Here is a 7,119-nt window from a genome sequence, read left to right on the forward strand (position 1 = left end):
GGCGCCGCTCTGTCGCGCTCGCTTTCCGGCACTCATCTAATATAGCGAGTCTACATTTCTTTGTCAACTCTTTTTCCAAATTTATTTTGGATATTCTTTGGCGCCGACTAAAACTGCTGGTGGTACTGGGTTTACGCCACAATGGTTTATGCATTGTTGACTCAAGGAATAGTAGAGCGTGAATTTTCAGTCGGTAATAGCTATATTGCATCAGTTCTGGGGCGACCGTGGTTGCCTGATTGCCCAGCCTTACGATATGGAGAAGGGGGCAGGTACTAAGAACCCGCATACTTTTTTAAGGGCGCTGGGGGCGGAACCGTGGGCTGTAGCCTATGTTGAGCCTTGTCGTCGTCCAACAGATGGACGCTACGGCGAAAATCCTAATCGTTTCCAACACTATTACCAGTACCAAGTGCTGATTAAGCCTTCGCCAGATAATGTCCAGGAGATTTATCTAGATTCATTGAGGGCTTTAGGCATTCGTCCGGAAGATCATGATATTCGTTTTGTGGAGGACAACTGGGAAGATGCGACGGTGGGAGCTTGGGGTACTGGCTGGGAAGTTTGGTTAGATGGGATGGAAATTACTCAATTTACTTACTTCCAACAGTGTGGGGGAATTGACTGCCGTCCTGTCTCGATTGAGATTACTTATGGGTTAGAGCGACTGGCGATGTATCTCCAACAAGTGGAAGCAATTACTAAGATCCAGTGGACGGAGAATATTATGTATGGTGATGTTCACCTCCAAGGGGAGATTGAGCAATGTACCTACAATTTTGAAGCGTCGAACCCGGAAATGCTGTTGACTTTGTTTAATCTATATGAGCAGGAAGCTACACAATTAACGGAACGAGGCTTGGTGTTACCGAGCCTGGACTATGTGATTAAGTGTTCTCATGCCTTCAATTTGTTGGATGCACGAGGTATAATTTCAGTTACGGAGAGGACTCGTTACATTACCCGGATTCGGCATTTGGCAAGAAAGGTGGCTCATTTATATGTGGAGCAAAGGGAAAGGTTGGGTTTTCCCTTGCTCCAAAATACCGTAAGTTGAACAGAGGGGATTTGTACTGAGGATGAATCAGTTTAACTAGATTCCCCTAATCCTCCCTGAAAAGGGGGGATTAATTAAGTTTTATGGGATAAATAATGGTGTACTCCAGATGGTGAATTTGAGTGAAGTACTAGAAGTGCTCATTGCTTGGTTTTTTTCTTGGACTTTCGGAAATGATTGTGCGTTGGGGAAATCCATTAATTATGCTGCTATTGCTAAGGTAGAAACGCGATAAATCGCATCTCTACAAGTGAGCTAAAGCAGGCTAAATATTAATGAAGTTTGCCTGCGTGGACTTGGCTTGCATAACTGCGAATTTTATTCGCCGGGTATTTTGGCAAAAAGTTTTATGATTCAGACGAGTGGTGTAATTATTTGTCTTGGCTATATTCTAGGGTTGCTGTTTACAGCAGTTCCCTTGGGTGGGGTGTGGATTGTGCTTCTGGGGATAGTGGCAGCAGTTCTGTTTCAAAGACGCTACGCTATTCTGCGGCAACTTGCTCAAAAAAAAGAAAGTGCTATAAACAAAACTAAGGCAGTAACCAATACCCAGCAAACTATTCCTCATCCTAGAATATGGCTAGCAGCTGGCTTGGTGGGTTTATTGGCAAGTATATATTTTCAATGGCGGATGCCCCAGCCAGGAGCAAAAGACATCAGTACGTTCGTCCTCTCTGGAAATAATAATAGTAATCAAGAACAACTGGTAATAGTGCGGGGTGAAGTGGCGAGTAATCCTCGGTTGACTCGCAGTCAGCGGGGACAATTTTGGTTAGATGTGAGTCAATTAGATGAGGTCAAAAATGATCAAGGCCCAGCAGGTGTACCAAAAGGGGCGACGGGTAAATTATATGTGACGGTACCGTTACTTCAGGCTACTGGGTTACACCCTAGTCAACAAATTGCTGTGACTGGGGTTTTGTATAAACCAAAGGTGGCTTTAAATCCTGGCGCTTTTGATTTTCAGAAGTTTCTCAAGCAGGAAGGTACATTTGCTGGTTTGATAGGACAACAGGTAAATTTGCTGGATGAGGATCGCCAATGGGGATGGTGGCAAGTTCGAGAGCGAATTGTGCGATCGCAAGTTCGTTCCTTGGGTATCCCAGCAGGGCCTCTTGTCAGTGCAATGGTTTTAGGCAGCAAAGCTGTTGATTTACCCTACGATATCCGCGACTTATTTATCAAAGCGGGTTTAGCTCATGCTTTGGCAGCTTCTGGTTTTCAAACTTCTTTGATTTTGAGTGTGATATTACAGCTGACAAGGCGGGCAAAAAAGGGAACGCAGATTACCCTTGGCTCGTTGGCTTTAATTATTTTCCTGAGTTTAACGGGTTTTCAGCCTGCAGTTCTCAGAGCCGTAATTATGGGCTTTGCGGCGTTAGTTGGACTGGCATTACAAAGAAAGGTAAAACAGTTGGGAGCTTTGCTGCTAGCGGCGACGCTGTTGTTGCTGTTTAATCCTTTATGGATTTGGGACTTGGGTTTTCAACTGAGTTTTTTAGCGACGCTGGGATTAATTGTGACAGTACCGCCGATTACTCAACGCTTGGGTTGGTTACCGCCGGTGATCGCTGCTTTGATTGCTGTACCCTTGGCGGCGACGATTTGGACTTTGCCTTTACAGCTGTTTGTTTTTGGAGTTGTGCCAACTTACAGCCTGCTGCTAAATATCCTGAGTACTCCATTGATTTCGATTATTAGTATAGGTGGAATTATTAGTGCGATCGCAGCATTAATTTTGCCTGAAGCTGGCAGCTTTTTGGCTGCGATGTTGTATCACCCTACTAATTGGCTAATTCAGTTAGTGGAATTTTTTAGTAATTTACCAGGAAACTTGGTTGCGGTTGGCAGCATATCAATTTGGCAGACCCTGGCAATTTATGCACTAATGATATTGGCTTGGCAGGTGCGTTGGTGGCAGAAACGCTGGGGGTTTGCTAGTTTACTTGCTATTGCTTTGGTACTGGTTCCAGTTTGGCATTCTGCTAACTCGTTGTTGAGGATCACAGTATTAGCATCTGGTGCAGAACCAGTTGTAGTAATTCAAAACCAAGGAACTGTGACTCTAATTAATAGCGGAAATGAAAATACTGGTCGCTTCACAATCCTACCGTTTTTGCAACAGCAGGGTGTAAATCAAATTGATTGGGCGATCGCTAGTAAATTTCCAGGTAATGAAAGTGATGCTTGGGTGGAAGTGCTGCAACGGTTACCGATTAAAAATTTTTATGAATATTCCCAGAATTCAGAAAATACTCCACAAAGGCAGGCAATTCAGCAGGAACTGCAAAAGCATCAAGGCGTCTACCAATCTTTGGCACTTGGTCAAACTGTGAATACTGGTTCGATAGTAGCGCAATTAATCAACAACCAATTACCCATCTTACAATTGCAAATTTTTGGTCAGAATTGGTTATTAGTAGGTAATATCAAATCTCAAGAGTTAACACAGCTAGTTAATACGGGGGCTTTGCTTCGTCCACAAGTGCTGTGGTGTGCCTCTGAGTCTTTGAAAGATTTGGTTATGGCTCTGAAACCTCAGGTGGCGATTGCTACGAATGGTAACCTTGACCCAAAAACTCTGTCTGAACTAAGTAAGGCAAAGATAAAACTATTCTTCACAGGCAAAAATGGGGCCATTCAATGGACGCCCAGTGGTGAATTTGAGTCCTTTATCCAGGTCACAGAAAACAAGTCTTCCGTTTTTTGAAGTTCTCACTGGTTCCATATCCAAGCTCTACTCTATATTTTCTGTTGAATTTCTTCTGGGATACTGAGTTTTTCGCGTGGTTAATTACCCTGCTCGTTATAATTAAACTACCACACATCGAGGTATCCAGTTATGCCCAAGCCTGAAATTTTTATTACTTTTCGTGTGACAGAAGAGGAAAAAGATTTACTGAAACAATACTGTGAACAAGAGGGCAGAACTCAAACTGATATTTTGAGGGAGATGATCAGAAGATTGAAACGGCGACTAAAAGGTTGATTCATTGGACTCTTGTAAGAAGTATCAACCAATTTGAGCCTAGTTGATATTGCTGGGCTTTCAGCGGCAAATTGTGTCAAAAGCGTTGAAATGAGTAAATGGCAGGAAATCCCCTCTTTGAGATGAACTGCTGGATTTGGGGATAAAAGACGACATGGGCGAATTTATTGGCGATCGCATTGTTGATCAGAATGCTATAATTTTTTAGGATCTATAGTTTGTATTTTCCTTAATTAACGAAATTTAGATCCTGAATAGATACTCACATCTGTGAATCAATAGCTGGAGAGGTGTCCGAGTGGTTGATGGTGACGCACTCGAAATGCGTTTTGGGGAAACCCAACGGGGGTTCGAATCCCCCCCTCTCCGTTGAATTAACTATGCACTGTTGGAGTCCAAAGTTCTCGCAAGGCTGGCGGCATCATGTTAATAACATCTTCAATTTCTCCTTGGGAAACCCGCTGTGCAAGGATCTTGAAGACAGCGCGAGCGAGATACTCAGCATCGATGTCAGGATCAATATTGCGGAAGTAGTCACGGATATGGTTGAGGAATTGTTCCTTAGTCCGATCTTTGGTCGGGGTTGCCCCTGGTCTCCAGTTTTCGTAGTAGAATCCGGCGAGTAAAATGGGTAACTGCGCTCCTAAATGAGATGCTTCTTCTACAGTCAAGCGATCGCGTAATGCGTGTAATGCCGCCCGTAAACCCTGAAAAACCTTGTGTTTATTTTCCCAACCGAGTTCTTTTGCTAAGTCATTGATCCAAGGAATAGTCTTCTGAACAGTAGCATCGAAGATATCTAATCCGGTCATTGTCATAATGAAACCTCCTATTTCTTGCATGAGACTTCTTGTTAAACCCTTTGAAGAGCAAGACAAATGGCTGATATATCTGGGGAAAATAGGCTAGTTGGGAATTTAAATAGTTGTACTTTCACCTTGATAGATCCTAGAAAGATTAGAATGCTCTTTCTTCTAGCCAATGGTGCATGATTGTGTCTCTACTCCTCTATCTACCAGATGAGTCTGTTCCAAGATTGGCTGTAAACCTAAATTCAGCAATTGACACTCCCCGGTCTAAAGACACGGGGATTCTACCTTCACCCTAGCCGCTTGCTCAACCAGGGTTTCCCCAAGTAGAGTAGAGGTTGCTAGTCCAGTAGCGTTACTTCCGGTCTGCCCGACCGTAGCTTGTTTACCAAGATTGAGAATATTTTTTGCTGCGTTGACATCTCTTTGTAACTCACATCCACAACTACATTTGTGGGTACGAGTTGAAAGAGATTTCTTCACTGTTGTGCCGCAAGCACTACATTTTTGAGATGTCATTCTAGGATTGACAGCAACAATTTTACTGTCAAACTTGCCGGCAAAATATTCCAACCAAAGACGAAACAATCCCCAACTAACATCATTGATAGATTTGGCTAGACAGTGATTTTTAACCATGTTCTTAACTCTTAAATCTTCGTAGACCACTAAGGCGTTAGCCTTGCATACGCAGCGTGCCAGTCTCTTGGAATGCTCATGACGTTGTCTACTTACTTTTAAATGTTTTCGAGCATATCTCTGTCTTGCTTTGCGTCGTTGGTTTTTACCTTTCTCCTTTTTGTAAATCTGGCGTTGAGCGTGTTTAATGGATTTTTCCGCTTTTCTTAGAAACCTTGGATTGGGTTCATGGTGTCCGTTGGAATCAGAGTAGAAAAATTCTAAACCAACGTCTAAACCTAATTCACCGTCAGCAACCCTTGGCTCGGTGTCCAACTCAGTTTGGATAGCGAATTGACAGTAGTATCCATCGGCTTTTTTAACCAACCGAACACGTTTGATTGACTTGACCGGGTAGGTATGAATATCCCATTTACCTAGCAGCTTAAGTTCACCAATCCCTTTTTTATCAGTAACAGTAATGCGTCTTTTTCTGGGATGCAATGACCATCCAGAAGTCTTGTATTCAACAGAACGGTTATCTTTTTGAAAGCGTGGATACCCCTTTTTACTTGGAGTTTTAGTTTGGCGATTGCTGTAGAATCTATCAATTGCACTCCATGCTCTTTCGGTAGCTGATTGACAAGCCATTGAGTTAAGTTCTTTGACAAACTTAAATTCCTTTCGTAGTGCTGTTGAGTAATTATTGAGCGCAACTTTGTTGATGTTGGCTTCTTTTGGTGCGTCCATCCAGTATCTAATTGCTTTGTTCCTAATGAACTGTGTAGTTCTAATTGCCTCATCAATGGCTTGATACTGTAATTTATTACCTTTAACCTTGTACTCTAAAACCAGCACTACTTCATCACCTGTATACTAGCTACGTTTAATCTACACTATAAGTATATAAATAGGCAATAGAGCAATGGCAGTTTTTAAACCTGATGAGTACAGGCACGAAGGTAATGCAGTGTCGTTATTGAATTACCATTTTGTGTTTATCCCTAAGCGAAGAAAGAAAGTATTAGTAGGTGCAATAGCTGATAGGTTGCAGCAAATTATTTGTGAACTCTGTACAGAAAACCGTTGGCGGATTATTGCAATGGAGATTATGGCAGACCATGTACATCTATTTCTTAACGTCAAGCCTACTGATAACCCATCTAATATCATGAACAAAATCAAAGGTAGGGCATCCCATCATCTAAGAAAAGAGTTTCCTGAGTTGTTGAAGCTACCTACCTTGTGGACACCCAGTTACTTTGTCAGTACCGCCGGAAACATTTGCACAGAGACGGTTAAGAAGTACATTGAACAACAAAAAAGATAGGCATCCTCAAGGATGCTGTTAGCCTTCATCCCCTGCCTAAAGTACGAAATACGCAACTGCGTTGCTATTTCTCAGGGGTTTTCGGCATATTCTTTATAAAAATCAAATTCTCTATTTAGAAGCCAATCAAGTTCCAGTAGCGATGATCGGCTTTACAAGAAACAGACGGGAGTTTGAAAGCCCCGGAGGAACAGGCGCACAGCGCCATACTCCGTACTTCAGACCGGGGATGAAAAACGACTCGGTAGGCTTTAGCCTACCTGTAATATATCTGTAATTTCAGGTAGAGTATCAAGCAATTCCTCTACAACTTGGG

6 protein-coding genes and 1 tRNA gene are annotated in these 7,119 nt (G+C 42.7%); 5 read left to right on the top strand and 2 right to left on the bottom strand.

All coding sequences use genetic code 11. From position 1 onward, the window contains the following. The first annotated feature begins 178 nt into the window (after positions 1 to 178). The 4 genes from glyQ (at position 179) to H6G32_RS25965 (ending at position 4,415) form a co-directional block, all read left to right on the top strand. Positions 179 to 1,057, top strand: a complete 879-nt coding sequence (gene glyQ / locus H6G32_RS25950) for a glycine--tRNA ligase subunit alpha (RefSeq protein ID WP_190463575.1) — start codon at positions 179 to 181, stop codon at positions 1,055 to 1,057. A gap of 349 nt (positions 1,058 to 1,406) precedes the next feature. Further along, on the top strand, positions 1,407 to 3,767 hold the full coding sequence (locus H6G32_RS25955; protein WP_190463577.1) for a ComEC/Rec2 family competence protein: 2,361 nt from the start codon (positions 1,407 to 1,409) through the stop codon (positions 3,765 to 3,767). 132 nt (positions 3,768 to 3,899) lie between these two features. Continuing rightward, a complete protein-coding gene (locus H6G32_RS25960; protein ID WP_190463579.1) occupies positions 3,900 to 4,046 on the top strand; it encodes a ribbon-helix-helix protein, CopG family in 147 nt (48 codons plus the stop codon). Positions 4,047 to 4,330: 284 nt separating this feature from the next. Next, a tRNA-Ser gene (locus tag H6G32_RS25965) sits at positions 4,331 to 4,415 on the top strand. 5 nt (positions 4,416 to 4,420) lie between these two features. Here H6G32_RS25965 and H6G32_RS25970 read toward each other — a convergent pair. Both H6G32_RS25970 and H6G32_RS25975 read right to left on the bottom strand, forming a co-directional pair. After that, positions 4,421 to 4,864, bottom strand: a complete 444-nt coding sequence (locus H6G32_RS25970) for a DUF2267 domain-containing protein (protein ID WP_190463582.1) — start codon at positions 4,862 to 4,864, stop codon at positions 4,421 to 4,423. Between the two features lie 258 nt (positions 4,865 to 5,122). Continuing rightward, a complete protein-coding gene (locus H6G32_RS25975; protein WP_190463584.1) occupies positions 5,123 to 6,331 on the bottom strand; it encodes an RNA-guided endonuclease InsQ/TnpB family protein in 1,209 nt (402 codons plus the stop codon). 67 nt (positions 6,332 to 6,398) lie between these two features. Between H6G32_RS25975 and tnpA the strand changes: the two genes are divergently transcribed. Then, positions 6,399 to 6,803 (top strand): IS200/IS605 family transposase, encoded by a 405-nt coding sequence (gene tnpA, locus H6G32_RS25980; protein ID WP_190463586.1) that lies wholly within the window; start codon positions 6,399 to 6,401, stop codon positions 6,801 to 6,803. The last annotated feature ends 316 nt before the right edge of the window (positions 6,804 to 7,119 follow it).

The sequence above is a fragment of the Cylindrospermum sp. FACHB-282 genome (assembly GCF_014697195.1).
In the GTDB taxonomy this organism is placed as follows: domain Bacteria; phylum Cyanobacteriota; class Cyanobacteriia; order Cyanobacteriales; family Nostocaceae; genus Cylindrospermum.